The organism is Streptomyces sp. NPDC087787 (assembly GCF_044743035.1).
In the GTDB taxonomy this organism is placed as follows: domain Bacteria; phylum Actinomycetota; class Actinomycetes; order Streptomycetales; family Streptomycetaceae; genus Streptomyces.
This window is the reverse complement of sequence record NZ_JBIUVQ010000007.1, coordinates 310,798-336,098: the sequence shown is the minus strand read 5'-3', so window position 1 is coordinate 336,098 and position 25,301 is coordinate 310,798. Positions and strand designations below refer to the sequence as shown.

Sequence of the window (25,301 nt, the reverse complement as noted above, 5' to 3'; positions counted from 1 at the left end):
AAAGTCCCGGCACAGCGCGTTGAAGCAGGAAGCCCCCGGAAGGGCCAGCCGGCCCAGGCCGGAATCCCTGGACTTCAGGCCAGGGAGCACGTCAAGGCCGGTAGACCTCGCCCGGCTCCGTCCTGCCCGGCGCCAGCAACTGCGGCACGGTGACGAAGACGTACCCGCGCTCCTTCAGCGCGTCGATGATCCCGGGCACCGCGGGCACCGTGCCCGCGTAGATGTCGTGGAGCAGGATGATCCCGTCCCGGGAGGACTGGTCGAGGACGCGCCGGGTGATCAGCGCGGAGTCGGTCGTGGTGTAGTCCTTGGCGGTCACGCTCCACAGGACCTCGGACATGCCCAGTTCCTTGCAGATCCGGTGCACGGTGTCGTCGGTGCGCCCCTGCGGCGGGCGCATCAGGGTCGGCTTGCGCCCGGTCAGCCGCTCTATCTCCTCGTTCGGGCGCCGTATCTCCTCGCGCACGCGGTCCGCCGGTATCCGGGTCAGGATCTGGTGGTCCCAGGTGTGGTTCGCCACCTCGTGGCCCTCGGCGGCCATGCGCACGACCAGCTCCGGGTACTTCTCGATGTGCCGGGCGCCGAGCAGGAAGAAGGTCGCCGGGACCTGCTTCTCCTTGAGGATGTCCAGCAGCCGGGCGGAGTTCTCGCTCGGCCCCGCGTCGAAGGTCAGCGCGATGCACTTGGCGTTCCGGCAGTCCACCGTGCCGAACCCGGCGGGTGCGCCCGCGGCGGGGCGCGCCCGGGCGTCGCTGGGCGCCGTGCTGCCGTCGGAGCAGCCGGTGAGTGTCATGCAGGCGGCCGCCAGTGCCGTCAAAGCCGCCATTGCCCGGAACCGGGCCCCCGTCTTCTTCGTCTTCCTGGTCGCACAAGGCATGCCGGGACTATACGCCGCGGGTATAGACGCAGTTCATAGCGGGGTCGAATAAGCATTCGAATTAGGCCGAGCGGTCTTCACGGCGGTGACCGGGCCCACCGGGCAGCGCGTCAGGACTCCGCCCGGCGGCACAGCAGCCGCAGCGCGCAGAACAGCGTCACCGGCCACACCGCCGCGAACGCCCAGATCACGCCCGGCTCCGAGGTGACGGCACCGGCCGTCAGGAGGGCGAGCGAGACCACCGTCAGCAGCATCACGGCCCACAACGGAGGGGCGTAGGACGTCAGGCGGCAGAGGACCGGCCGCTTGCGCCCGGACCGCAGCCGCCGGACCAGACGGCGGTCACGGCTGAGGGCGCGTTCTATCTCGTTCAAAATCCGCTGTTCGCGGTCGGGGAGTCGGCCTGTAGACACTGTTGCTCCTACGGGGAACCGGTCTGCCGTGAGTCCTCTCCGACTGCCCCTCCCACCCCGGACTAACCGGCGCGCCGGACGGCACCCGCGGGATGTGGCCGGAAGGGTGCCCCGGGGTACCCGCACACAGGGCGGAAGGAGTGACGCCCATGAGGTTCGAGGACCGGGCGCAGGCCGGCCGGCGATTGGCCGAACGGCTACGCCCCCGGTACGAGGCGGGCGCACTGCCCGACCCCGTCGTGCTGGCGCTGCCCCGCGGCGGTGTCGTGGTGGCCCGGGAGGTCGCGCGGGCGCTGGACGCCCCGCTGGACGTGGTCGTGGTCCGCAAGATCGGCGCCCCCTCGCAGGAGGAGTACGGCCTCGGCGCGATCGCCGGGGACGACCCGCCGCTGTTCGACAAGACGGCCCTGCACCTGCTCGGCCTCACCGAGGAGGACCTCGCCCCGGTGGTCGAACGCGAACGCGCCGAACTGCGCCGCCGCACCCGCCGCTACCGCCACGGCCGCCCCGCCCCCGACCTGCGCGGACGTACCGCGATCGTCGTCGACGACGGCCTGGCGACCGGCTCCACCGCCCGCGCCGCGCTGCGGCACGTGCGGCGCGGCGCGCCCGCGCACACCGTCCTCGCCGTCCCCGTCGGCGCACCCGAGGCCGTACGGGCGCTGAGCGGCGAGGCCGACGAGCTGATCTGTCTCCACCAGCCGTCCTGCTTCACCGCCGTGGGCGTCTGGTACCGCGACTTCGGGCAGTTGACGGACGAGGAGGTGCTGCGGGCCCTGACGGACGGCTGAGAGGAGGCACGCCCGTGCCCCGCATGGACCCCGGCGAGGCGCGCCGCCGGTTCCTCGCCGCCCGGGTGGCGAGGCTGGCCACGGTGGACGCGGCAGGGCGCCCGCACCTGGTGCCCACGGTGTTCGCCGCCCTCGGCGACGACGGACTCGTGACGGCCGTCGACCGCAAGCCGAAGACCACGACCCGGCTCGCCCGCCTGCGCCACATCGAGGCCACCGGGACCGTGTGCCTGCTGGCGGACGACTACGACGAGGACTGGGACCGCCTGTGGTGGGCCCGCGCCGACGGCGACGCCCGCATCGTGCCGCCCGACGCGGAGGACGAGCGGACCGTGGTGGAGTACGGGACCGCGCTCGCCCGGCTGCTGCGCAAGTACCCCCAGTACCGCGAGGTCCCGCCGCGCGGACCGGTGATCGCGATCACCGTTCGCCACTGGACGGGCTGGTACGCCACCGGACCACCCCCCGCCGTTGGCGAGCGGGGCGCTGACGAAGGACCGCCAAGTCCCTGACGAAAGAGGACAGATGCTGTCCTCGATGGCCGCTACCGTGCGGACATGACGAAGACGACGACCACCGCGTCGGCCCCCGTGCTGGGTGTGCGCGCCCTCAACCGGGCGACGCTCGACCGGCAGTTGCTGCTCCGCCGCGCGCCGCTGACGGCAGGGGCCGCCGTGGAGCACCTGGTGGGCCTTCAGGCGCAGAACGTCAGGCCGCCGTACTACGCTCTTGCCGCCCGCCTCGACGGTTTCGCACCGGAGCGGCTGTCGGAGCCGATGGCCGCCCGCGAGGTGGTCCGCATCGTCACCCTGCGCTCGACCATCCACACCCACACCGCCGACGACTGCCTCACGCTGCGACCGCTCGTGCAGGGCGCCCGTGAGCGCGAACTCCACCTGTTCCGAAAGGGCCTGCACGGCGTCGACCTCGACCGGCTCACCGCACTCGCCCGCGACCTCGTGGAGGCCGAGCCGCGCACGATGACGCAGCTGCGCGCCGCGCTCGGTGCCCAGTGGCCCGACGCCGACCCGCAGGCCCTCGGCGTCGCCGCCCGCTGCCTGCTCCCGCTGGTGCAGGTCACCCCGCGCGGGCTGTGGGACAGGAGCGGGCAGGTCGCCCTCACCACCGCCGAGCACTGGCTCGGCCGCCTCGCGGATCCCTCCCCTCGGGAAGGGGAGCACGCCGCCCTCGAAGCCGCCGTCCTGCGCTACCTCGCCGCCTTCGGTCCGGCCTCCGTCCGCGACATGCAGACCTGGGCGGGCCTGACCCGGCTGCGCCCCGCCTTCGAACGGCTCCGCCCCCGGCTCGTCACGTTCCAAGGCGACGGCGGCACCGAGCTGTTCGACCTTCACGACGCTCCCCGGCCCGACCCGGACACCCCGGCACCGCCCCGCTTCCTGCCCGAGTACGACAACCTGCTCCTCTCCCACGCCGACCGCTCCCGCTTGGTGCCCGCGCGGTACCGGGGCCGCAACGCGCAGGGCAACCAGGCCCATCGCACCCTCCTCGTCGACGGCTTCCTGGCGGGGCTGTGGAAACCGGAGGGCGACACCCTGGTGGTCGAGCCCTTCGGCCCGCTGACCAGGGCACAGCGGCAGGACGTGACCGCGGAGGCCGAGCGCATGCTCGCCGCCCTGCACCCGGGAGCGTCGTACGGCATACGGTTCGGGACCGTCGCAGGAGGGTGAGGCCCCGGGGGCCGGGGTGGGGACGTGGAGAGGGGGCGTTGCGGGCCGCTCGTGGTGGCTCGCAACGCCCCCTGGCTTTCACCGGGGCAACGGCTCAGGTCAGAACCTGCTCGGTCACGAGGCTGGAGAAGGAGGCCAGCCGGGTGTAGACACCCGGCCGGCCCGCCTCGCCACAGCCGTCGCCCCAGGAAGTGATCCCTGCCAGGACGCCCCCGATGAGCAGGGGACCGCCGCTGTCGCCCTGGCAGGTGTCGATGCCGCCGGATGTGTATCCGGCGCAAACCATGTCGCTCGCGACGAAGTCGGAGCCGTAGGAGTCGCGGCAGTCGCTGTCGGACACGACGGGCACCGCCGCCGTCCGCAACTCGTCGGAGGAGCCGCCGTTTTCGCGGGTGGTGCCCCAGCCCAGGACACGGGCGGTCATGCCGGGCGCGTACACACCGGTGCCGGCGGGGGAGACGTACGACGCCGTGGCGTACGGCATAGGCGACTTCAGCGTGAGCACGGCCACGTCGCCGCCGTCGACGGCGTCCGTGTATCTCGGGTCGAACCAGACCCCGCTGACCTCGCCCACCGTGCCGTCGGTGCCGTCGAGACGGGTGCGTCCGCCCACCACCCGCATGTTGTCCGCGATCTCGCCGACCACGCAGTGCGCGGCGGTGACCACCTTCGTGGGCGCGACCAGGGTGCCGCCGCAGAACTGTGCGCCGGCCGCGTCCGTGATCTGCATGACGAACGGGTACTCCGCCGTCGTGGTCGCCGTGCCGCCGACGACCGGCCGGGGAGCGGCGGCCGCGGAGGGCGCGGTGAGCGCGGCCGCGGCAGCGCCGACCGTGACCGCGGCGGCGGTCCGTCTGGCGCGGGTGAGGCCGAACATGCGTCTCCTCGGGGCAGGCCGGCGGGGGATCGCGCGGGCGGGGGAGCACGGGGGTCGTGGGGTCCGTGCTCGGCTTCCGTGTGCCCGGGCGAGCGGCACGACCCTTACGCTAGGACCGGACCCACCCTGCTCCAATGAGGGAACTCCCTAGGGGAGCCGGGCAGGGAAATCCCTCGGTCCCGCCCCGGTGAGCGCCGGTGGGCCCCGGCGGTCCGCTCCCGTCCCGCGGCGCGCTCCGGTGCCGGTCCTCACTGCGTCCACACGGTCGTCCACGCGGTCAGTCAACCCGCGCCGCGCTCACTTCGCGCGCCGGCCGGCCGCCAATCGGACGATGTCGACGCGCGAGCGGATCCCCAGCTTGCGGTAGACCCGGGTCAGGGTCGCCTCCACCGTCTTGACGCTGATGAACAGCCGCGCGGCGATCTCCCGGTTGGTCGCGCCCTCCATGACCAGCGACGCCACCTGACGCTCCATCGCCGCCAGTCCGTCCAGCGCCGCCGGGGCCACCTCCGGCTGCCGCGCGGGCCTGGCGGCCGCGGCCTCCTCCACCCGGCGCAGCCACGGCAGCGCGCGGCAGCGCCGGAACAGCCGCGCCGCCTCGTCGTACGCCGTCGGCCCCGGCACGGGAGCCGTTCCGCCCGGGCCGGCTCCCAGGGCCGGGGCGAGGGTGCGCAGCCGGGCCAGCGCGAACGCGGCGCGGGCCTCCTCCAGGCCGTTGCCGAGTTTCGCCAGCCGGTCCTGGGCGGACGTCAACTGGTCCATGGCCGCGTCCCGTTCGCCGCGCGCGGCGCGCACCTGCGCCTCGGAGCGGTCGAGGACGGCCAGCACGCTCTCGCGGCCGAGCCGCAGCGCGTGCTCGCGGGCCGCGTCGATGACGTGCTGGGCCTCGGTGAGGTCCCCGGTCCGCACCAGGGCCTCCGCGAGGTCGCCGTGCCAGCGGCCGCGTGCCGGATCGGTGATGCCGAGCCCCAGCTCCAGCTCCCGCACCCGGCACAGCGCCGTCACGGCGGCCTGGTCGTCCCCGGCCACCAACTGGGCTTGACCCAGGGCGGTCAGGGCGCGCGAGAGATACATCTGGTCGCCGTCCTCCTCGGCGTGCCCCACCGCCTCACGGGCCAGCGCCAGCGCCCGGTCGGTGCTGCCGCCGGAGGCCTCGGCGAGGGAGGCGAGGGTGGCGGAGGCGCTCTCGCCGATGCCGGTGTCCCGGGCCATCCGGAGGCTCTCACGGGCCAGGTCCAGGGCCCGGCCGCAGTGGCCGGAGCGCAGTTCGGTCTCGCCGAGCAGACGCAGGAAGTGCACCTCGCTCTCGACCATGCCGCGCCGCCGCACCTCGCGCAGCAGCGCGGTGATGGTCGCCCGGGCCTCGGGCAGCCGGTCGCTCATCAGCAGCCAGCGGTAGCGGGCAGAGCCGACGCCGTTGTGATGGCAGGCCACGTACGGGTCCTGAGGCTCCCTCAGCGCCCGCTTGATGGTGACCGGGGCGTTCGGATGCCCCATCAGGGTCTCGGTGGAGGCCTGGAAGGCGAGCGCCATCAGCTCGATGCGCCGGTCCCGGCCGCGCTCCGCCAGTTCGGCGGCGTGCGCGGCCTCCTGGCGGGCCTCGGCGAAGTCGCCCTCCACGACCAGTCCGCGCCAGGCGAGCTGGTAGTGGACCAGGGCGAGCAGCCGGGGGTCGTCGCCCGCGTCGGCCAGCGCCTGCGGGAAGACCCCGTCCACGTCCCCGAGGGCCTGGCCGGCCGACTCGATCACCACCATCCAGGCCCGCACGCGTTCGGCGGGCACGGTGGCCCGGGTCAGGACCTCACGGGCGATGTCCCGGGCGAGGTCCACCTCGCCGGCCGTGATGGCGTCCTCGGCGGCCTGCAACCGCCGGCCGTCCGGGCCCGGTCCGCTGCCGGGCGGGGTGTGGCGGGCGGCGAGCAGGCCCAGTGAGGCGGCCACCGAGGGCGCCCCGCGGTCCCGGGCCAGCGCGGCGGCCTCGGCGAGCCGGGAGGCCACCTCCGGGTCGGTGCCGGTGGTGGCCAGGGCCAGGTGCCGGGCCCGTTCGATGGGGTCGGGGGCGGCGGTGGCCAGGGCGGCGTGGGCGGCCCGCCGCTCCTGGGTGGGCGCCTCCGCGTACAGGGCGGCCGATATCAGCGGGTGCGCGAACCGTACGGCGGGTCCCTCCGGCTCGGTGGCCAGCAGGCCGAGTTCGGCGGCCTGCGCGCACTCGGCCTCGGCGTTGCCGCGGCCGGCGGCGTGCAGCAGGGCGGGGGTGGGGCGGGCGCCGGCGCTGGCCACCAGCAGGGTGCGGCGGGCCTCGTCCGAGAGCATCTCGAGGCGGCTCAGGACGAGGGCGCGCAGCGAGGTCGGCACCGGCAGCGGCTCGCCGGGCCGGAGCGGGGTGGGGCTCTCGGCCAGGGCGCGGCCCAGCTCCAGCGCGAACAGCGGGTTGCCGCCGCTGGTGCGGTGGATGTCGCGGACGGTGGAGCGGGGCAGGTTGGAGTAGCCGCGGTGGCCGAGCAGGGCGGAGACCTGGGTACGGGTCAGCGGGCCGAGCCGGACCGAGAGGGTGTCCGGCGGGCAGGCGCGCAGATGGCGGTCGTACTCCTCCTCCTCGGTCCGCACCGCGCACAGCATCTGCACCGGCGTGTCGCCGAGGCGCCGGGCGGCGAAGCCGAGCAGTTCGGCGCTGGCCGAGTCCAGCCACTGGAGGTCGTCGGCGACGATCAGGACCGGGCCCTTCGCGGCGAGCGCGCGCAGCGTGGAGAGCACGGCCAGGCGCAGGGCGAGCCCGTCGCGCTGGAGGGTGGACTCGCCGCGGCCGGTGAGCGCCGACTCCAGCGCGGTGTGCTGGGCGGCGGGCAGCTTGCCGGACACCTCGTCCAGGACCAGGCCGAAGAGGTCGGCCAGGGCAAGGAAGGGCAGGTGGGATTCGGACTCGGTGGCGGAGCAGCGCAACACGGTGCGGGCGCTCGTGGCGTATTCCGCGGCCAATGCCCGCAGCACCGTCGACTTTCCTATTCCGGCGGGCCCGTGCAGCAGCACACTCCCACCGCGCGCGAGCTGCTCCCGCGCCGCCGCGGACGGCTCCTCCTGGCCGATGACCAGCTCGGAACGGCAGTTCGCAGGGCCCTTGAAGTCCCGTCGCACGGTCACCGCTCCCCTCGAGTGTCGTGTTCGGGCCAAATTCTAGGCAACCTGCCCGTGAATTTCGGACAGCCGGGGAGGTGAGCGAAATAACAGTGGCGAAGCATGGTCATATTCAAAGCACCGTTGAATGAATACGACCCCCGCGCGAAGAGCACTCCGACGGTACCCCCGCCCCGCCGCCGCCGACACTCCCCCGTACCGGCCTCCCGGCCACCGGACCCGCCGCTGCCGGTACCCGACGGCAGCACGTGCCCCCTGCCGTGCCTGCCCGTTGTCCCACCCCGCCGGTGAGCCTGCCGCCGCCCCCGCGGCGGGGACCCGCGCGATCCACCAGGACCCGCGCGCGGACACACCGAGGCGGCCGCTCCCGCCCCTCGGGGCTCCCGCGCGCTCGCACGGTCGGGCATCGCTCCTGCGCGGCCCCCCTACGGCAGTACCCCCGCCCGGCGGGCCGCGGCCACCGCCTCGCCCCTGGTGTGGGCGCTCAGTTTGCGCATGGCCGAGCGGAGGTAGCTCTTGACGGTTTCCGGGCTCAGGCCCAGGCGGGACGCGGCGGTGGCGTTGGTCGCGCCGGCGGCCACGCAGGTCAGTACGTCGATCTCGCGGGGGGCCAGGCCGACGCCCGGCAACGGGGCGGCCGCCGTGGTCAACAGGCCGCAGGCGTCGAGGAGTTCGGCGCGCAGAGCAGGGTCGGAGATCCGCGGGGCCAGGGCGCGCAGGGCCGCGTGGGCCTCGCGGACCTGCTCCCAGGCCGCCCCGTCCGCCGGGTCCGGGGCGGACGCCGTGCGGGACGCCGTCAGCAGGTCCCGCGCCCGCTCCTGAGCCACCAGCGACTGCTCCACGTCCCGCGCCGCCTCCACGGCCGCGCCCAGCGTCCGGTCGCCCAGCGGCTGGGCCGTGCGCAGCGCGCCGTACAGCACGCCGCGCACCCGGCGCCCCACGACCACCGGCACGGCCAGCACCGAGCGCAACCCCTCAGCGGCGACCGGGACGTCGTACTCGTGGCTGATCCGCGGCGACAGCGAATAGTCCGTGACCGCGCACGGGCGGCCCAGCGCCACCGCCTTGCCGCCGAGCCCGTTGCCGGAGCTGACCGCGAGCGCCCGGAGCGCGCACGTCGTCGTACCGGTCAGCTCGCTGATCCGCACCCGCGGCCGGCCCGGCTCGACCAGACCGCCGAAGGCGACCGGAAGGCCCGTCGCACGCCGCAGCCGCACCAGCGCACCACGGATCTCCGCCGCCCCGGCCGCGTCCGCCCTCACCTGCTCGCCCCCTCGCCGTGGACCGTCTGGACCTGCCCGCGCACCACACCCCCGTTCGGGGGTAGTGAGACGCACGTCACGGATTACACGATGGCAGAGAGCCGCCCGGCAATGGTCCGGAACCGAGGAGGACAAATGACGACGGCGACGGAGCTCTTCCGCAGGGCGCGGGACTTCCTGCTGGAACACCGTGAGGACTACGCCACCGCCTACGCCGGCTTCGAGTGGCCCCGCCCCACCCACTTCAACTGGGCGCTGGACTGGTTCGACGCCATCGCCGAGGGGAACGACCGCACCGCCCTGCACATCGTCGAGGAGGACGGCACCGAGACCCGCCTCTCCTTCGCCGAGATGTCCGAGCGTTCCAGCCGCGCCGCGAACTGGCTGCGCGACCGCGGCGTCGCCGCCGAGGACCGCATCCTCGTCATGCTCGGCAACCAGGCCGAGTTGTGGGAGACCGCGCTCGCCGCGATGAAGCTGCGCGCGGTCGTCATCCCCGCCACCCCGCTGCTCGGCCCGGCCGACCTGACCGACCGCGTCGAACGCGGCCGGGTCAAGCACGTGATCGCGCGCGCCGCCGACACCGCCAAGTTCGCCGACGTCCCCGGCACCTACACCCGTATCTCGGTCGGCGGCCTTTTGGAGGAGGGCTGGGAGCCCTACGAGGACGTGTGCGCCGCCCCCGCCGAGTTCGTCCCGGACGGACCCACCCTCGCCGACGACCCGCTGATGCTGTACTTCACCTCGGGTACCACGGCCCGCCCCAAGCTGGTGGAGCACACCCACGTCTCGTACCCCGTCGGGCATCTGGCCACCATGTACTGGATCGGCCTGAAGCCGGGGGACGTGCACCTCAACATCTCCTCGCCCGGCTGGGCCAAGCACGCCTGGTCGAACCTGTTCGCGCCGTGGAACGCCGAGGCGACCGTCTTCATCCACAACTACACCCGCTTCGACGCGGCCCGCCTGATGGCCGAGATGGACCGCGCGGGCGTCACCACCTTCTGCGCCCCACCGACCGTGTGGCGCATGCTGATCCAGGCCGACCTCTCGCAGCTGCGCACCCCGCCCCGCGCGGCCGTGGCCGCGGGCGAACCCCTCAACCCCGAGGTCATCGAGCAGGTCCGGCGCGCCTGGGACGTGACCATCCGGGACGGCTTCGGGCAGACCGAGACCGCCGTGCAGGTCTCCAACAGCCCCGGCCAGCCGCTGAAGACCGGCTCCATGGGCCGGCCCAGCCCCGGCTACCGCGTCGAACTGCTCGACCCGGTCTCCGGCGCGCCCGGCGCCGCCGAGGGCGAGATCGCGCTCGACCTGTCCGCGCGCCCGGTCGGCCTGATGGCCGGCTACCACGGCGACCCGGAACGCACCGCCGAGGCGATGGCAGGCGGCTACTACCGGACAGGGGACGTCGCCTCCAGGGACGAAGAGGGATGTCTGACGTATATCGGACGCTCCGACGATGTCTTCAAGGCGTCCGACTACAAGATCAGTCCGTTCGAGCTGGAGAGCGCCCTGCTGGAGCACGAGGCGGTGGCCGAGGCGGCCGTCGTGCCCGCGCCGGACCCGCTGCGGCTCGCGGTGCCGAAGGCGTACGTCGTCCTCGCCGAGGGCTGGGAGCCGGACACCGGCACCGCGAAGGCCCTCTTCGAGCACTCCCGGGAGGTGCTCGCCCCCTACAAGCGCATCCGCCGCCTGGAGTTCGGCGAGCTGCCCAAGACCGTCTCCGGCAAGATCCGCCGGATCGAGCTGCGCGAGGCCACGGCCGAGGGCTCGGCGAACGAGTACCGCGAGGAGGACTTCCGGTGAGCGAACGTCCGGTGAGCGAGCCGTCCTACGCCCACGGAACCAGCGGCACACCGCTGCTGAGCGACACCATCGGCGCCAATCTCGACCGGGCGGTCGCCGCCTTCGCCGACCGCGAGGCGCTCGTCGACGTGCCCTCCGGACGCCGCTGGACCTACGCCGAGTTCGGCGCCGCCGTCGACGAGGTGGCCCGCGGACTGCTCGCCAAGGGCGTGGCCAGGGGCGACCGGGTCGGGATCTGGGCGGTCAACTGCCCCGAGTGGGTGCTCGTCCAGTACGCCACCGCGCGCATCGGCGTGATCATGGTGAACATCAACCCGGCCTACCGGGCCCACGAGGTGGAGTACGTGCTCCGGCAGGCCGGCATCTCGCTGCTGGTCGCCTCGCGGGCCCACCGGGGCACCGACTACCGGGAGTTGGTCGGGCAGGTCCGCGGCAGGTGCCCCGTCCTGCGCGAGACGATCTACATCGGCGACCCGTCGTGGGACGCGTTGACGGCGGCCGCGGCCGAGGTGCCGGTGGACCGACCGGCCGCCATCCAGGCGGAGCTGAGCTGCGACGACCCGGTCAACATCCAGTACACCTCGGGCACCACGGGCTTCCCCAAGGGGGCCACGCTCTCCCACCACAACATCCTCAACAACGGCTACTGGGTGGGCCGTACGGTCGGCTACACCGAGCAGGACAGGATCTGCATCCCCGTCCCGTACTATCACTGCTTCGGCATGGTCATGGGCAATCTGGCGGCCACCTCGCACGGCGCGTGCATGGTGATCCCGGCGCCGTCCTTCGAGCCGAAGGCCACCCTGGAGGCGGTCCAGCGCGAACGCTGCACCTCGCTGTACGGGGTGCCGACCATGTTCATCGCGGAGCTGAACCTCCCCCGCTTCGCGTCGTACGACCTGTCGTCCCTGCGCACCGGCATCATGGCGGGCTCGCCCTGCCCGGTGGAGGTGATGAAGCGGGTGGTCGCCGAGATGCACATGGAGGAGGTCTCCATCTGCTACGGCATGACCGAGACCTCGCCGGTCTCCCTCCAGGCCCGGATGGACGACGACCTCGAACACCGCACCGGAACGGTCGGCCGCGTACTGCCGCACCTGGAGGTCAAGGTCGTCGACCCGGCCACCGGGGTCACCCGGCCCCGTGGCACGTCGGGCGAACTGTGCACCCGCGGCTACAGCGTGATGCTCGGCTACTGGAACGAGCCGGAGAAGACCGCGGAGGCGGTGGACGCGGGCCGCTGGATGCACACCGGGGACCTCGCGGTGATGCGCGAGGACGGGTACGTCGAGATCGTCGGCCGCATCAAGGACATGATCATCCGCGGCGGTGAGAACATCTACCCGCGCGAGATCGAGGAGTTCCTCTACGGCCACCCGAAGATCCGCGACGTCCAGGTGGTCGGCGTGCCGCACGAGAAGTACGGCGAGGAGGTGCTGGCCTGCGTCATCCCGCTGGACGCGGACGACCCGCCGGCCCTGGAGGACCTGCGGGCCTTCTGTGAGGACCGGCTGGCCCACTACAAGATCCCGAGCCTGCTGCGGATCCTGGACTCCTTCCCGATGACCGTCTCCGGAAAGGTGCGCAAGGTCGAACTCCGCGAGAAGTACGCCCGGTGAGCACGCGGCCGGCGGCTCGGGCACCCCTGGTGCGCGGAACGACGCCTGCCCCCTGACCCACCTCCTCTCGCCTCCCGACCGCCCCCGGCTCTTTGGCCGGGGGCGGTTTCCGTCGTGGGGTGCCCGCTCTTGACGGCCTTCGCGGGCCCCACTTACATTGCTTCCAGATCGTAGAAAGTAATTTCCGCTATACGGAATAGCCGCAACCGCGGGGCGCGACGGGCGTGCGAATCCGACAGCCGAAGACAGCCGAAGCAGGAGAACTCGATGGCTCGTATGACCGCTGCCCGCGCGGCAGTTGAGATCCTCAAGCGCGAGGGCGTCACCGCCGCGTTCGGTGTGCCGGGCGCAGCGATCAACCCCTTCTACGCGGCGCTCAAGGCGTCCGGCGGAATCAACCACACCCTCGCCCGCCACGTGGAGGGCGCCTCGCACATGGCCGAGGGCTACACGAGGACCCGCGCGGGCAACATCGGCGTCTGCATCGGCACATCCGGCCCCGCCGGCACCGACATGATCACCGGCCTGTACTCGGCCACCGGCGACTCCGTCCCGATCCTGTGCATCACGGGCCAGGCCCCCACCGCCGTGATCCACAAGGAGGACTTCCAGGCCGTCGACATCGCCTCGATCGCCAAGCCGGTGACCAAGATGGCCGTCACCGTCCTGGAGGCCGCGCAGGTCCCCGGCGTCTTCCAGCAGGCCTTCCACCTGATGCGCTCCGGCCGTCCCGGCCCGGTCCTGATCGACCTGCCGATCGACGTCCAGCTCACCGAGATCGAGTTCGACCCGGAGACGTACGAGCCGCTGCCCGTCTACAAGCCGGCCGCGACCCGCGCCCAGATCGAGAAGGCGATCGCGCTGCTCAACGAGTCCGAGCGGCCCCTGATCGTCGCGGGCGGCGGTGTCATCAACGCCGACGCCTCCGAACTCCTCGTGGAGTTCGCCGAGCTGACGGGCGTTCCGGTCGTCCCGACCCTGATGGGCTGGGGCGTCCTGCCCGACGACCACGAGCTGAACGCGGGCATGGTCGGCCTCCAGACCTCGCACCGCTACGGCAACGCGACCTTCCTGGAGTCCGACTTCGTCCTCGGCATCGGCAACCGCTGGGCCAACCGCCACACCGGGAAGCTGGACGTCTACACGGCCGGCCGGAAGTTCGTCCACGTCGACATCGAGCCCACCCAGATCGGCAGGATCTTCGCCCCGGACTACGGCATCGCCTCCGACGCGAAGGCCGCGCTGGAGCTGTTCGTCCAGGTGGCCCGCGAGCTCAAGGCGGCCGGACGGCTGCCCGACCGCTCCGACTGGGCAGCCGCCGCGCAGGAGAAGCGGGCGAAGCTCCAGCGCCGTACGCACTTCGACGACGTCCCGATCAAGCCGCAGCGCGTCTACGAGGAGATGAACAAGGCCTTCGGCCCGGAGACCCGGTACGTCTCCACCATCGGCCTCTCGCAGATCGCCGGCGCCCAGATGCTGCACGTCTTCAGGCCGCGGCACTGGATCAACTGCGGACAGGCCGGGCCGCTCGGCTGGACCGTCCCGGCCGCGCTCGGCGTCGCCAAGGCCGACCCGGAGGCGTCCGTCGTCGCCCTCTCCGGCGACTACGACTTCCAGTTCATGATCGAGGAACTGGCGGTCGGCGCGCAGCACAAGATCCCGTACGTCCACGTGCTGGTCAACAACTCCTACCTGGGTCTGATCCGCCAGGCGCAGCGCGCCTTCGACATCGACTTCCAGGTCAACCTGGAGTTCGAGAACATCAACTCGCCCGAGCTGGGCGTCTACGGCGTCGACCACGTCAAGGTCGCCGAGGGCCTGGGCTGCAAGGCGATCCGGGTGACCGACCCCGATGAGCTCGGAGCCGCCCTTGAGCAGGCCAAGAAGCTCGCCGCCGAGCACCGCGTGCCGGTCGTGGTCGAGGCGATCCTGGAGCGGGTCACCAACATCTCGATGTCGGGCACCAACGACATCGGCAACGTCGTCGAGTTCGAGGACCTCGCCACCGAGCCCGGCCACGCCCCGACCGCCGTCAGGGCCCTGAAGGTCTGACGCGCACACCGATCGAAGGGGGCGGCCCACCGGCAGGGGGCCGCCCTCTTCGCGCTGTTCCGGCGTACCTCGCCGGCGCCGTCACACGGAGGCGCAGCTGAAGCCGCCCGAGCCGCCGCCCCAGGACCGTGGCAGCTCCTGCTCGGTCGTCCCGCCCCGCCCGAGGAGCCCCGCCTCCCGCGCGAAGCGCGGCATGAGCCGGGTCAGCGCCCGGTCCCCGTACAGGGCCACGGCCAGCAGCCGGTCGTCGGCCGACAGGCCCCTTCCGGTCGTCGGCAGCGGATGCCGGTCCCGCAGGTCCCTCAGGGCCCGCCGGCCCGCCCGGGTGCGCCCGGGCGGGAAGACGCGCAGCAGCCCGGCGGCGGTGAGCTCGTGGCGCAGGTCGGTCAGCGCGCGGGCGACGGGCTCCCGGTCCAGCAGCTGCCGCATGCCCGCGGGGCGGTAGAGGGCGGCGTGCACGGTCTTCGTCAGGTGGGGCAGGGCGGGGAGGCCCGTTCCCGCGCCGCGGGCCGGTCCCGTGGTGTGCATCGTGCCGCCGCGTCCGGGTCCGACGGCGCCCCGCGTCCGCAGAGCGAGTACGGAGACGGTGACGGCGGCGCGGCGGCCGCCGCGCAGAAACGCGATCTCGTGCGGCGCGAGACGGTTCGTCGCGGCACTGTCCATGGCACCCCCAGCGGCCGGAGCACGGGGCCCGCCGCCCCCGTACCGGCGGGCCCCGTCGAGGGGAATGTGCCCGCTTTCGGGGGTGCCCGATGCCTGCCCGCCCCGCTTCAGAGCATGATTTGAGCATGCCGTAGCCGCGCTACGCCCGCTGCGGTAGACATCCCGGCCGCTCCGTTCCCCGACCGCGCCGTGGTCCCGCCGCTCAGGCGTCTTCGTGGTCCGGCACGTTCAGATGTCGTCGTGCTCCGGCAGGCCCGGCCAGTCGTCCGGGCCGCCGCCCTGCCACTCGATGAGGTCGCTCTCCTCCACCTCGACGCGGTCCAGGTCGGCCAGCCGGAGGATCTCGACCACGTCGTCCAGGTGGGAGGCGAGCCCGAGGGTCACGTCGCCCTCGGTCACCCGCCGGGAGCCGTCCAGGGCCGGCGCGTGCACCACGATGTGCGGATGCTGCGTGGGGTAGTCCATGTCCTCAAGCCTCCTGATCCTCAGCCTCCTGCCGCGGCTCCCGGTCCGCACGCCGAGAAGCGCCGGACCCGGGTGACGACCCGGGTCCGGCGCTCCTTGCGCCATCCGCTTGGTTGCCGTCCGACGGCGCGAGACTGGGCGCGACAGGACATTCGCGCCGCCGGACGGGATCAGGGGGCCTCGCGCCGGGACCGGCACGAGGCGGAGGGCCGGGACCGCGGCGGGTGCGACGGCTCCGGGACGGCCTCCCTCAGGTCGGGAGGACGGTCCCGTCGCTTTCACCACCGCACTGGCTCGCACGCCGCCGCGGTCCCTGGTCCCTGCCCGCCCGGCCGTCGGGCGGCTACCCCTCATCCGGGTCGCCCGACGGCCCGGGCGGGCCGTACGCGTACGGGGTCCGGGGCATGACCTCCCGGTGGACCCCGTACGCGGCTCTGTGTCAGTCCTCGCGCAGGGCGCGCACCGCCTCCTCCACGCGCCTGCCGTAGTCCGGGTCGGCGGCGTGGAAGCGCGCGAGGTTCTTCCTGACCACGTCGTCGCGGGAGACCTGCGCGAGGCCGCCGGCGATGTTCGCGACCAGACGCCGCTTCTCCTCCTCGGACATCAGCCGGTACAGCTCGCCGGCCTGGAAGAAGTCGTCGTCCTTGGTGTGGGCGGGCGCCGCGTGGGTGCCCGTGTGGCCGGTCACCGCGAGCGGGGCCGACAGCGGACGGCCGGTCTCGACGGGGCCGTCGTAGGAGTTCGGTTCGATGTTCTTGGCGTACCGGCCCTGGGAGTTGGACGCCATGAAGCCGTCGCGGCCGTAGTTGTCCGCGCCGCCGGGCACGGCCTTCGGGGCGTTCACCGGGAGCTGGGTGTGGTTGACGCCCAGGCGGTAGCGGTGGGCGTCGGCGTAGGCGAACAGCCGGCCCTGCAGCATCTTGTCCGGGGACGGGCCGATGCCCGGCACGAAGTTGTTCGGGGAGAACGCGGCCTGCTCGACCTCGGCGAACACGTTGTCCGGGTTGCGGTCCAGGACCAGCCGGCCCACCCGCCGCAGCGGGTAATCCCGGTGCGGCCAGACCTTGGTCAGGTCGAAGGGGTTGAAGCGGTAGCCGGCCGCCTCGGCCGTCGTCATGATCTGGACGTACAGCGTCCAGGACGGGCGCACCCCGCGCTCGATCGCCTGGAGCAGGTCCGTCTGGTGGGAGGCCGGGTCCGTGCCCGCGATCTCCTGGGCCTGCTCGGTGGACAGGACCCGTCAGCGCCGGAGCCGCGGGCGTGCACCACGCTCCCCCACTGCCTTAACGACGTGGGAGGTGCCCCCACCGGGATGCGCTCGCGGTTGAAGCGCGCCAGCTTCACCAGCAGGTGCTGGTCCTGGAGGAGGAGAGGGCCGCCGATGCCGGCGGAGGCGGAGTTCTGGTTGTCGGCGACCGGGGCGCCGGACTCGGTCGTGAGCACGCGCTTCGACATCGGGGACCTTCCGTGCAGAGTGTATGCGGAAACGTGTTTCCGCTTCGTGGAGTTTCCGCCGGCGTGGAGCCTAGGGGCGGCGCGATCGGCTCGTCAACAGTTTGTTGAACGAAGGGGGGTGGATATCCGGACGGCACCGCCGCCTGGGCGCGACATGACAGGTGTCGGCGGCGGCGCCGTCCGGAGGTCTGAGTGGTCCGGTCAGACCTGGGCGCCGGAGAGGCGCTCCACGGCCCGCAGCAGGGCCGAGTGGTCCAGGCCGCCGTCGCCCTGCGCGCGCAGGGAGGCCACCAGCTGGGCCACCACGGCGCCGACGGGCAGGGCCGCGCCCACGGTGCGGGCCGCGTCCGTCACGATGCCCATGTCCTTGTGGTGCAGGTCGATACGGAAGCCCGGCTTGAAGTCGCGCTGGAGGAAGTTGTCCTTCTTCCGCGTCAGCACGGTCGAGCCCGCCAGGCCGCCGTTCAGGACGTCCAGCGCCGCCTTCAGGTCCACGCCCGACTTCTCCAGGAAGACCACGGCCTCGGCGCACGCCTGGATGTTGACGGCGACGATGAGCTGGTTGGCGGCCTTCACGGTCTGGCCGGAGCCGTGCGGGCCGCACAGCACGATCGTCTTGCCCAGGGCGTCGAAGAGCGGCTTGGCCGTCTCGAAGTCGGCCTGCTCGCCGCCGACCATGATCGACAGCACCGCCTCGACGGCGCCCGCCTCACCGCCGGAGACGGGGGCGTCCAGGACCCGGATGCCCTTGTCCCCGGCGGCGGCGGCCAGGTCGATCGAGGTCTGCGGGGTGATCGAGGACATGTCGATCAGCAGCGCGCCGGAGCGCGCGTTCTCCAGGATGCCGTCCGGGCCGTACGCGATGGCCTCGACCTGCGGCGACGCGGGCACCATCGTGACGATCACGTCGGCGTCCCGGACCGCCTCGGCGATCGAGCCCGCCGTGGCGCCGCCCGCGGCGGCCAGCCGGTCCAGCTTCGCCTGCTCCAGCGTGTAGCCGGTGACGTCGTATCCCGCCTTGATCAGGTTCTCGGACATGGGGGAGCCCATGATGCCGAGGCCGATCCAGGCAACCTTGGGAAGGGTGGTGGTCATGTGCGGGTGCCTTTCTGACTTCTGTGCTGGTCTGGGAGCCGGGGCCCGGTGAAAGAGGTCCGGATGGGTCAGCGGGCCGCTCGGGCCCCGGCCGGCAGCCACCCGAAGGCCTCGGCGCTCGGCCGGTCGCCCGGCTTGTACTCCAGGCCGACCAAGCCGTCGTAACCGGCCTTCCCCAACTGGTCGAGGAGGTCCTCCAGCGGGAGCGAGCCCGTGCCGGGCGCGCCGCGGCCGGGGTTGTCCGCGATCTGGACGTGGCCGGTCCGTGCGGCGTACCGCTCGATCACCGACGGCAGGTCCTCGCCGTTCATGGACAGGTGGTACAGGTCCATCAGGAACCTGGCGTTGCCGAGGCCCGACGCCGCGTTCACCTTGTCCACCACCTCGACGGCGGCGGGCGCGCTCACCAGCGGGTACAGCGGCGACTCCGGCTTGTTGAGCGCCTCGACCAGCAGGATCGCGCCGATCCGGTCGGCGGCCCGGGCCGCGAGGACCAGGTTGTCCAGCGCGAGCGCGTCCTGCTCGGCCGGGTCCACGCCCTCGACCCGGTTGCCGTACAGGGCGTTGAGGGCCGTGCAGCCGAGGGACCGGGCGAGCTCCGCGGCCACGTCGATGTTGGCGCGGAACCGCTCCGACTCCTCACCGGGCACGGACAGCGCGCCGCGGTCGGGGCCCGGGAGCTTGCCGGCGTAGAAGTTCAGCCCGGTGAGCTGTACGCCCGCGTCCTCGATCGCCTTCTTCAGGGCGTCGGTCTCGGAACGCTCCGGGGTGGGGGAGTCGATCCACGGCCACCACAGCTCGACCGCGGTGAAGCCGGCCGCGGCGGCGGCCGCCGGCCGCTCCAGGAGCGGGAGTTCCGTGAAGAGGATCGACAGGTTGACGTTGAAGCGCTGGTCTGCGAATCCCATCAGGGCCGCGCTCCCTTCCGTTGTCGCCGTATTCCGTATTGCGGAAGTTCGTTTCTGCTTAATGGAAGACTGCCGGGGGGTGTCGCGGCTTGTCAAGGGGGTGCGGGCTCCGGTGTGGATCCCGGCCTGGGGGGCTGCCCGGAAACCGGCCCGCGCGTTAGGTTGTGCGCGTGCGATTGAGAGTGGAGTTCACGACCGAACCCTTCGATCTGGACGAGGCCCCCGAGCACGCGCTGGTGGCGCGGGAGGTCGTCGAGGCGGCCGAGCTGGACGCCGTGGACGTCGGCCCGTTCGGCAACACGGCCGAAGGGGGTGCCGACGTCGTCCTGGACGCCGTGGACGCCCTGCTGCGCAGGACCCTCGGGGCCGGCGCCACCCGCATCTCCCTTCAGGTCACCGTGCTCGGGGAGGGTGGGAGGTGATCGGGGAGGAGTCCTTCATCGCGGCGCTGAAGCCGCTGGTCGACGCGATCGGCGGCCGGATGCTCCCGCCCGACGAGGCCGGCCCCGACGACGTCGTGCTCTCCTGGGAGGGTGACGTGGCCGTCGCCGTACGCCTGCCGCAGCTCGCCGACTCGCTGGACCACATCCTGGCCGCGATGGAGCGCAGGAAGGGCATGCCGCTCGCGGAGCTGGACCGCAAGGCCAAGCAGGAGGTCGTGCGGGTACTGGAGGCGCGCGGCGCCTTCTCCGTCCGGCACGGGGTGGAGACCGTGGCGAGCGCCCTGGGCGTCAGCCGCTTCACCGTCTACAACTACCTCAACCGCGACAGGCAGAGCTGAGTCGCCGCCGGGCAGGGCGTCCCGGAATTTTCAACAAACTGTTGACGCGATGTTCGTCAGGGCGTTAGCTATCCGCAGCCCGTTCCACGCGAAGGCCGTCAACAGCCCACGGAGGCTCCCGTGACTTCGACCTCAACGCCACCGGGCCTCGCCCGATTCAACGTTCTCCCCGAAGACGCGGCCCGAGCCGCCCTTCTGGAGGCGTGCGCCAGCACGGCGTGGGCGGACCGGCTGCTGGCGGCCCGCCCCTGCGACACCCCCGACGACCTCGAAGCCGCGAGCGACGCCGCCATGGCGGAGCTGACCCCCGCGGACCTCGAGGAGGCGATGGCCGGCCACCCGCCGATCGGCCGTCCCAAGCCCGGCGACCCGGCCTCGGCCCGCGAACAGCGCGGAATGGCCGGCGCCTCCGAGGAACTCAAGGCCGAGATGCTCGACCTCAACCTGGCCTACCAGGACAAGTTCGGCCACGTCTTCCTCATCTGCGCCACCGGCCGGACCGGCGAGCAGATGCGCGACGCGCTCAAGGAGCGGATCGGCAACGCGCCGGAGCAGGAACGCGAGATCGTCCGCAGCGAACTGGGGAAGATCAACCGCATCCGGCTCGCCCGGCTGCTCGAAGACGCCTGAGAAGACGCCCGAAGAGGAAACCATGAGCACCGAGACCACCGCCTCAGTGTCCACGCACATCCTGGACACCTCCGCCGGCCGCCCCGCCCAGGGCGTCGCCGTCCGCCTTCTGGCCCGCTCGGGCCGGGAAGCCGGCTGGCAGGCGCTCGGCGGCTCCTCGACCGACGCCGACGGGCGGTGCAAGGACCTTCCGGCACCGCCGGAGGGCACCACCCACGTACGGCTCGAGTTCGACACCGAGACGTACTTCGCCAAGAAACAAGCCGCGGCCCAGCAGGACGCCCCCGCGCTCCGGGACAGCGAGAACGGCCGGCCCGTGTTCTTCCCCGAGGTCACCATCGCCTTCGCGGTGGTGCCCGGCGAGCACTACCACGTTCCGCTGCTGCTCAACCCGTTCGGCTACTCCGTTTACCGAGGGAGCTGACCGACACCATGACCCGTTTCGTCCTGGGACAGAACCAGTACGGCAAGGCCGAGAACCGAGTCGTCAAGATCACGCGTGACGGCGACACGCACCACATCAAGGACCTGAACGTCTCCGTCGCCCTCTCCGGCGACATGGAGGAGGTCCACCGCAGCGGCTCCAACGCGAACGTCCTGCCGACCGACACCACCAAGAACACGGTGTTCGCCTTCGCCAAGGAGCACGGGATCCAGAGCGCCGAGGACTTCGGCGTCAGGCTCGCCCGCCACTTCGTGGACAACAACGAGCCCATCCACCGGGCCCGCATCCGCGTCGAGGAGTACGCCTGGGAGCGCATCGAGACCTCGCAGTCCGGCGCGCGCTTCGTCGGCTCGGAAGAGATCGCCCACTCCTTCGTCCGCAAGGGCCAGGAGACCCGCGTCGCGCAGATCACCTACGACGGCCACGGAATCCAGGTGCTCTCCGGCTTCAAGGACCTCACCGTACTGAACTCGACCAACTCCGAGTTCTTCGGCTTCCTCAAGGACAAGTACACCTCCCTTCAGGAAGACCACGACCGCATCCTCGCCACCACCGTCTCCACCTGGTGGCGGCACAACTGGAACGGCATCGACTCGCACGCCCCCGACTGGGAGCGCTCGTACAACGGGGTACGCAAGCACGCGCTGCAGGCGTTCGCCGAGACCTACTCGTACTCGCTCCAGCAGACCCTCTTCGAGATGGGTGTGCGGGTGCTGAACTCCCGCGACGAGGTCGACGAGATCCGCTTCTCGATGCCCAACAAGCACCACTTCCGCTCGGACCTGTCGCCCTTCGGAATCGACAACGAGGCCAAGGACGGCGCCGTCTACTACGCCGCCGACCGCCCCTACGGCCTGATCGAGGCCACCATCCTGCGGGACGGCGCCGAGCAGCTCATCCCGGTCGACATGACAAACCTCTGACGCGGGACGCGCGCCACCGGACCCGCTTCGGCTCGATCGCCGTCAGCGGCATCCGCACCCTGTCCGAGGCCGGACTGGACGACAGCTCCAACATCATCCTGGTCGCCGTGGCCCTCGGCGCCGGCATCATCCCGCTGGCCGCCCCGACCTTCTACACCCGGTTCCCGGCCTGGGCCCAGACCGTCCTCGGCTCCGGGATCAGCGCCGGCGCCATCGTCGCCGTCCTGCTCAACCTGTTCTTCCACCACCTCGGCACCCGGAGCAGCACGGCTCCGGCACTCAAATCCTCCTAGGGTCCTGCCGTGCCCTCCCCGTGGACGCCCCCGCGTCCACGGGCCGCCACCAAAGACAAGGAAGCGCAATGGCCCCATCGGCAGCCCAGCGCATTGTCATCGAGAACTGCGCGATCGCGACCGTGGACGCGGACGACACCGAGTACGCCTCGGGACACCTCGTGCTCGCCGGCAACCGGATCGAGTCGGTCGGCGCGGGCAAGGCCCCCGAGGGGCTGAAGGACGTGGCGCGCCGGATCGACGCGAGCGGCCATCTGGCCACGCCCGGTCTGGTCAACACCCACCACCACTTCTACCAGTGGATCACCCGCGGCCTGGCCACCGACCACAACCTGTTCGACTGGCTCGTCGCGCTCTACCCGACCTGGGCGCGCATCGACGAGGAGATGGTCTCCGCGGCGGCCCGGGGCTCGCTGGCGATGATGGCCCGCGGCGGCGTCACCACCGCCATGGACCACCACTACGTCTTCCCCCGGGGCTCCGGAGACCTGTCCGGCGCGATCATCCGGGCAGCCCGTGAGATGGGCGTGCGGTTCACGCTGGCCCGCGGTTCGATGGACCGCGGCGAGAAGGACGGCGGACTGCCGCCGGACTTCGCCGTGGAGACGCTCCAGGACGCGCTCGCCGCCACCGAGGAGACCGTGGCACGCCACCACGACGCCTCCTTCGACGCCATGACGCAGGTCGCCGTCGCCCCCTGCTCCCCGTTCTCCGTCTCCACCGAGCTGCTGGGGCAGGCCGCGGAGCTGGCCCGCCGGCTCGGCGTGCGGCTGCACACCCACGGCTCGGAGACGGTCGAGGAGGAGAAGTTCTGCCACGAGCTGTTCGGCATGGGACCCACCGACTACTTCGAGTCCACGGGCTGGCTGGGCGAGGACGTGTGGATGGCGCACTGCGTCCACATGAACGACTCCGACATCGCCGCCTTCGCCCGCACGAGGACCGGCGTGGCGCACTGCCCCTCCTCCAACGCCCGCCTGGCGGCCGGGATCGCGCGCGTCCCCGACATGCTGGCGGCCGGCGTCCCGGTCGGCCTCGGCGTCGACGGCACCGCCTCCAACGAGTCCGGCGAACTCCACACCGAACTGCGCAACGCCCTGCTGATCAACCGCCTCGGCGCACACCGCGAGGCGGCCCTGAACGCCCGCCAGGTCCTGCGCCTGGGCACCTACGGCGGCGCCCGGGTGCTCGGCCGGGCCGGCCAGATCGGCTCACTGGAGCCGGGCAAGCTGGCCGACCTGGTGCTGTGGAGGATGGACACGCTCGCCCACGCCTCGATCGCCGACCCGGTGGCCGCCCTGGTCCTCGGCGCGGCGGCACCGGTCACCGCCTCCTTCGTGGACGGACGGCAGATCGTCGAGGACGGCCGGCTGCTGACCGCCGACGAGGACGCCATCGCCCGCGCCACGCGGGCCGAGGCACAGCGGCTGGCGCGGATCACCGCGCGAAGCTGACCGATTCAAGGAACTCCGGGCGGGAGGGACGGCTCCCGACCGGTAGCCGTGGACCCGAGCGGGGTCCGCGGCGGGCCGGCTCCGGGGCGCGCTTGGACACGCGCCCCGGAACGGTCCTCCGTCCCCCCGCGCGGGCCCCCGAGGGCCCGTCCCCGGTCCCGCACGACCACACATGCACCACCTCCTTGACACCCACGTCAAAACGACGTGTCAACCGACCGGAGGAGCAGCCGTGGCCGCTCACCCCACGTCCCGCGACGAGGCACGACAGTCAGCCGAGTCCACCACCCACCCCGTGGACGAGAAACTCCCCGTCCTGAAGATGGCGACCAGCGGCCTCCAGCATGTGGCCGCCATGTACGCGGGCGTCGTCGCCCCGCCCCTGATCGTCGGCGCGGCCGTCGGCCTGTCCGGCACCGAGCTGACCTTCCTCACCGGGGCCTGCCCTGGCCACCGCCGGTCTCGCCACGTTCCTCCAGACCCTCGGCATCTGGAAGATCGGCGCCCGGCTCCCCTTCGTCAACGGCGTCACCTTCGCCGGTGTCGCCCCCATGACGGCGATCGTCGCCTCCACCAAGGACAAGTCCGACGCCCTGCCGGTCATCTTCGGCGCGGTCATCGTGGCGGGTGTCCTCGGCTTCCTGGCCGCGCCGATCTTCTGCAAGGCGATCCGGTTCTTCCCGCCGGTGGTCACCGGCACCGTGATCACCCTCATCGGCGTCTCCCTGCTGCCCGTCTCCTTCGGCTGGGCCCAGGGCCCCAATCCGGCCGCGCACGATTACGGCTCGGCGACCAACCTCACCCTGGCCGGCATCACCCTGGTCATCGTGCTGCTGCTGCGCCGCTTCACCCGCGGCTTCGTCAAGCAGATCGCGGTCCTGCTCGGGCTGGTCGCCGGCACGATCACCGCGATCCCGTTCGGGGTCACGGACTTCGGCCCGGTGGCGGACGCGCGGGTGGTCGGCTTCCCGGCCCCGTTCCACTTCGGCGCACCGCAGTTCCAGGTCGCCGCGATCCTGTCGATGTGCGTGGTGATGGTGGTCTCGATGACCGAGTCCACCGCCGACATGCTGGCCCTCGGCGAGATCGTGGAACGCCCGGCCAACGAGAAGACGATCGCCGCCGGCCTGCGCGCGGACACCCTCGGCTCCGCCCTCAGTCCCCTGTTCAACGGCTTCATGTGCAGCGCCTTCGCGCAGAACATCGGCCTGGTGGCCATGACCCGGATCCGCAGCCGCTTCGTGGTGGCCTTCGGCGGCGGCTTCCTGGTCCTGATGGGCCTGTGCCCGATGGCCGCCTCGCTGATCGCCGTCGTACCGCGGCCGGTGCTCGGCGGCGCGGGCGTGGTCCTGTTCGGCTCGGTCGCCGCCAGCGGCATCCAGACCCTGGCCAGGGCCGGCCTCGACAAGGACAACAACGTCCTGATCGTCGCCGTCTCGATCGCCGTCGGCATCATCCCGATCACGGCGCCGAACTTCTACCACGCCTTCCCGGAGACCGCCCGGATCGTCCTCGACTCCGGCATCTCCACCGGTTGCGTGACGGCCGTCCTGCTCAACCTCGTCTTCAACCACCTGGGCAGGCCGAGGTCGGTGGGCGCCCAGGACGTCACTCATCCGATGGAGGCGGGGGAGGAGATAGCGGTGGCGCGCTGATCACCGGGAGGGGT

At 72.4% G+C, this 25,301-nt stretch carries 21 protein-coding genes and 3 pseudogenes; 14 read left to right on the top strand and 10 right to left on the bottom strand.

Features of this window, described 5'->3' with window-relative positions; genetic code table 11:
* Positions 1 to 91: 91 nt before the first annotated feature.
* Positions 92 to 877, bottom strand: a complete 786-nt coding sequence (locus tag ACIOWN_RS14600; protein WP_401982371.1) for a polysaccharide deacetylase family protein — start codon at positions 875 to 877, stop codon at positions 92 to 94.
* 110 nt (positions 878 to 987) lie between these two features.
* Positions 988 to 1,290, bottom strand: a complete 303-nt coding sequence (locus ACIOWN_RS14595; protein ID WP_362357995.1) for a DUF3040 domain-containing protein — start codon at positions 1,288 to 1,290, stop codon at positions 988 to 990.
* 149 nt (positions 1,291 to 1,439) lie between these two features.
* Here ACIOWN_RS14595 and ACIOWN_RS14590 point away from each other — a divergent pair, with 149 nt between their 5' ends.
* The 3 genes from ACIOWN_RS14590 to ACIOWN_RS14580 are packed head-to-tail and all read left to right on the top strand — an operon-like array spanning position 1,440 to position 3,769.
* On the top strand, positions 1,440 to 2,081 hold the full coding sequence (locus ACIOWN_RS14590) for a phosphoribosyltransferase family protein (RefSeq protein WP_326804747.1): 642 nt from the start codon (positions 1,440 to 1,442) through the stop codon (positions 2,079 to 2,081).
* Positions 2,082 to 2,095: 14 nt separating this feature from the next.
* Positions 2,096 to 2,593: a TIGR03668 family PPOX class F420-dependent oxidoreductase gene (locus ACIOWN_RS14585; RefSeq protein ID WP_362357997.1), complete on the top strand. Its 498-nt coding sequence runs from the start codon at positions 2,096 to 2,098 to the stop codon at positions 2,591 to 2,593.
* Positions 2,594 to 2,638: 45 nt separating this feature from the next.
* Positions 2,639 to 3,769: a winged helix DNA-binding domain-containing protein gene (locus ACIOWN_RS14580; RefSeq protein ID WP_401982370.1), complete on the top strand. Its 1,131-nt coding sequence runs from the start codon at positions 2,639 to 2,641 to the stop codon at positions 3,767 to 3,769.
* A 94-nt stretch (positions 3,770 to 3,863) separates the two neighbouring features.
* Here ACIOWN_RS14580 and ACIOWN_RS14575 read toward each other — a convergent pair whose 3' ends face one another.
* The 3 genes from ACIOWN_RS14575 to ACIOWN_RS14565 form a co-directional block, all read right to left on the bottom strand.
* Entirely contained in the window at positions 3,864 to 4,646 is a 783-nt protein-coding gene (locus ACIOWN_RS14575) for a S1 family peptidase (protein ID WP_401982369.1), read from the bottom strand.
* 297 nt (positions 4,647 to 4,943) lie between these two features.
* Complete coding sequence (locus tag ACIOWN_RS14570) at positions 4,944 to 7,784, bottom strand: LuxR family transcriptional regulator (protein WP_362357680.1); 2,841 nt, start codon at positions 7,782 to 7,784, stop codon at positions 4,944 to 4,946.
* 419 nt (positions 7,785 to 8,203) lie between these two features.
* Positions 8,204 to 9,040 (bottom strand): LuxR C-terminal-related transcriptional regulator, encoded by an 837-nt coding sequence (locus tag ACIOWN_RS14565; RefSeq protein ID WP_401982368.1) that lies wholly within the window; start codon positions 9,038 to 9,040, stop codon positions 8,204 to 8,206.
* A gap of 135 nt (positions 9,041 to 9,175) precedes the next feature.
* Between ACIOWN_RS14565 and ACIOWN_RS14560 the strand changes: the two genes are divergently transcribed.
* The 3 genes from ACIOWN_RS14560 to gcl all read left to right on the top strand — a co-directional run bounded on the left by ACIOWN_RS14560 (position 9,176) and on the right by gcl (position 14,520).
* Complete coding sequence (locus ACIOWN_RS14560) at positions 9,176 to 10,849, top strand: AMP-binding protein (RefSeq protein WP_401982367.1); 1,674 nt, start codon at positions 9,176 to 9,178, stop codon at positions 10,847 to 10,849.
* Positions 10,846 to 12,468 carry an AMP-binding protein gene (locus tag ACIOWN_RS14555; protein ID WP_401982366.1) on the top strand — a complete coding sequence of 541 codons (1,623 nt, stop codon included), beginning with the start codon at positions 10,846 to 10,848 and terminating at the stop codon, positions 12,466 to 12,468. Before ACIOWN_RS14560 ends, ACIOWN_RS14555 begins: the two co-directional genes overlap by 4 nt.
* A gap of 267 nt (positions 12,469 to 12,735) precedes the next feature.
* Entirely contained in the window at positions 12,736 to 14,520 is a 1,785-nt protein-coding gene (gcl, locus tag ACIOWN_RS14550; RefSeq protein ID WP_362357674.1) for a glyoxylate carboligase, read from the top strand.
* A gap of 81 nt (positions 14,521 to 14,601) precedes the next feature.
* On the opposite strand, the gene ACIOWN_RS14545 is transcribed toward gcl, so the two are convergent.
* From ACIOWN_RS14545 to ACIOWN_RS14525, 5 genes and pseudogenes are all read right to left on the bottom strand, one after another.
* Positions 14,602 to 15,183, bottom strand: a complete 582-nt coding sequence (locus tag ACIOWN_RS14545) for a TIGR04222 domain-containing membrane protein (protein WP_401982365.1) — start codon at positions 15,181 to 15,183, stop codon at positions 14,602 to 14,604.
* Positions 15,184 to 15,411: 228 nt separating this feature from the next.
* Positions 15,412 to 15,648 carry a hypothetical protein gene (locus tag ACIOWN_RS14540; protein ID WP_362357670.1) on the bottom strand — a complete coding sequence of 79 codons (237 nt, stop codon included), beginning with the start codon at positions 15,646 to 15,648 and terminating at the stop codon, positions 15,412 to 15,414.
* Between the two features lie 439 nt (positions 15,649 to 16,087).
* A pseudogene (locus ACIOWN_RS14535) lies at positions 16,088 to 17,103 on the bottom strand (catalase).
* A 201-nt stretch (positions 17,104 to 17,304) separates the two neighbouring features.
* Positions 17,305 to 18,198, bottom strand: coding sequence for a 2-hydroxy-3-oxopropionate reductase (locus ACIOWN_RS14530; protein ID WP_401982364.1), 894 nt, complete (start codon positions 18,196 to 18,198; stop codon positions 17,305 to 17,307).
* Positions 18,199 to 18,266: 68 nt separating this feature from the next.
* Positions 18,267 to 19,106 (bottom strand): TIM barrel protein, encoded by an 840-nt coding sequence (locus tag ACIOWN_RS14525; protein ID WP_401982363.1) that lies wholly within the window; start codon positions 19,104 to 19,106, stop codon positions 18,267 to 18,269.
* A gap of 170 nt (positions 19,107 to 19,276) precedes the next feature.
* Between ACIOWN_RS14525 and ACIOWN_RS14520 the strand changes: the two genes are divergently transcribed.
* The 8 genes and pseudogenes from ACIOWN_RS14520 (at position 19,277) to ACIOWN_RS14485 (ending at position 25,287) form a co-directional block, all read left to right on the top strand.
* Positions 19,277 to 19,528: a hypothetical protein gene (locus tag ACIOWN_RS14520; protein ID WP_362357664.1), complete on the top strand. Its 252-nt coding sequence runs from the start codon at positions 19,277 to 19,279 to the stop codon at positions 19,526 to 19,528.
* Positions 19,525 to 19,887 (top strand): helix-turn-helix domain-containing protein, encoded by a 363-nt coding sequence (locus tag ACIOWN_RS14515; protein ID WP_362357662.1) that lies wholly within the window; start codon positions 19,525 to 19,527, stop codon positions 19,885 to 19,887. Before ACIOWN_RS14520 ends, ACIOWN_RS14515 begins: the two co-directional genes overlap by 4 nt.
* A 120-nt stretch (positions 19,888 to 20,007) precedes the next feature.
* On the top strand, positions 20,008 to 20,517 hold the full coding sequence (gene uraD, locus ACIOWN_RS14510) for a 2-oxo-4-hydroxy-4-carboxy-5-ureidoimidazoline decarboxylase (protein ID WP_100566484.1): 510 nt from the start codon (positions 20,008 to 20,010) through the stop codon (positions 20,515 to 20,517).
* 22 nt (positions 20,518 to 20,539) lie between these two features.
* The gene (gene uraH, locus ACIOWN_RS14505; RefSeq protein WP_362357658.1) at positions 20,540 to 20,941 is read left to right on the top strand and encodes a hydroxyisourate hydrolase; all 402 of its coding nucleotides are present in this window, start codon (positions 20,540 to 20,542) and stop codon (positions 20,939 to 20,941) included.
* An 8-nt stretch (positions 20,942 to 20,949) separates the two neighbouring features.
* Positions 20,950 to 21,885, top strand: a complete 936-nt coding sequence (gene pucL, locus ACIOWN_RS14500; protein WP_362357656.1) for a factor-independent urate hydroxylase — start codon at positions 20,950 to 20,952, stop codon at positions 21,883 to 21,885.
* A 26-nt stretch (positions 21,886 to 21,911) separates the two neighbouring features.
* Positions 21,912 to 22,178 (top strand): annotated as a pseudogene (locus tag ACIOWN_RS14495) (purine permease); the annotation flags it as partial.
* 68 nt (positions 22,179 to 22,246) lie between these two features.
* On the top strand, positions 22,247 to 23,632 hold the full coding sequence (locus ACIOWN_RS14490; RefSeq protein ID WP_401982361.1) for an 8-oxoguanine deaminase: 1,386 nt from the start codon (positions 22,247 to 22,249) through the stop codon (positions 23,630 to 23,632).
* A gap of 322 nt (positions 23,633 to 23,954) precedes the next feature.
* A pseudogene (locus ACIOWN_RS14485) lies at positions 23,955 to 25,287 on the top strand (nucleobase:cation symporter-2 family protein).
* The last annotated feature ends 14 nt before the right edge of the window (positions 25,288 to 25,301 follow it).